Annotated in this window: 1 protein-coding gene; it reads right to left on the bottom strand. The window is 41.7% G+C overall.

Features of this window, described 5'->3' with window-relative positions:
* Positions 1-1,333: secretion protein (locus BBH99_RS11745; RefSeq protein WP_066695737.1), on the bottom strand; the 1,333-nt coding region annotated here is incomplete at its 3' end.
* Between the last annotated feature and the right edge of the window lie 2 nt (positions 1,334-1,335).

Here is a 1,335-nt window from a genome sequence, read left to right as displayed (position 1 = left end):
AGTTTTCTTTCCCCAATTCTTTCGCACTCGTTCCTGCTAAAACAATAGAACCGTCTCTGTTTAATTTCAAGTCTGAAAGCCTTTCTTGTTTCTGCCTGGATTCTCCAGCTACATGCTTTCTCCATTGTTCATTTCCATTTCCATCCAAGTACAATATCCAGAAGGTCTCATCTTCTTTTTCTATTCTTCCTTCTGCCTGTGTGTAACCGCCTAACAGAATTCCTTTAGAAGATTTATCGTCCGAAGAATGAATCACACTCATTCCCATCAAAATATCTCTGTTTTTAAAGTTGCAGGATTTTTGCCATTGTTCATCACCTCTTTCGTTAAGAGAAATCAACCATAGATCTGTTCCTTCTTCAATGCCCACTGTTTTGTTTCCTGATCTTTCGGATCTGGATTCACCACCAATGATATAACCATTTGCCGTTAATGCCAATGTTCTGATATGATCATCTCCTTTACCACCAAAGTTCTTTTCCCATTCTACTTTTCCGTTTTTGTCGAGCTTAACGATCCAGTAATCGCCTTCTCCGAAATTGCTGCTTTGTTTTGAGGCAGCAGATAGAAGGTTATGGGTAGCAGTACTTGCAGCCGAAGATTTTCCTTCAGGATTACGAACCCCGGATCCTGAACCACGAACCTCGGAGCTCCTTGAGTAAATTCCCAGTAAAGCTCCACCATCACGGGTAGGGATCATTTTCTCTACTTCATCCAACCCTTTTCCGCCTAAGATCAATTGAGAAAGTTCCTTGCCATCTTTATCCAATCTTGTAATCCATACATCTTTGGAACCATAACCTTTGGATGAGTTCTGTACATTTCCGGCCACAAAAAAGCCCAGGTCTGTACTTTGAATAACAGCTTTGGCTTCTTCATCAGATGAGGTTCCCAAGGTTTTCTGCCATAATTCATCCCCGAATTCATTAATCCTGATGAGCCAGATGTCTGATCCGCCTTTGGATTCCTCTTTTTTGTCCAGTCCCTTTCCTGAATAAGAGGTTCCTGCCAATAGAAACCCTCCGTCCTGAGTGGTTACGGTTGCAGATAAATAATCATGGTTATTTCCTGAGAAATATTTTTCCCAGGCTTCTTCTCCCTGCTGGTTTAGTTTAATCAAGTGGAAATCGTAACCGTTGTTTTGTCTACTTCCAGCCTCCATCTTCCAGCTTCCTGACTGTATAGAGCTTCCTGTAATAAGATACTGTTGATCAATGGTTGTCGTTACCTGGCTTAGAAAATCCTGGGTAGAGGATTTGATATCTTTCTGCCAAAGAACTTCCTGGGCAGACAGCCCCAGAATGGTGCATACTGTACATGCACTGAGATAAATCT

Source organism: Chryseobacterium contaminans (assembly GCF_001684955.1).
Taxonomy (GTDB): Bacteria; Bacteroidota; Bacteroidia; order Flavobacteriales; family Weeksellaceae; genus Chryseobacterium; species Chryseobacterium contaminans.
The sequence above is the reverse complement of the archived record's forward strand: the minus strand, read 5'-3'. Positions and strand labels throughout refer to the sequence as shown.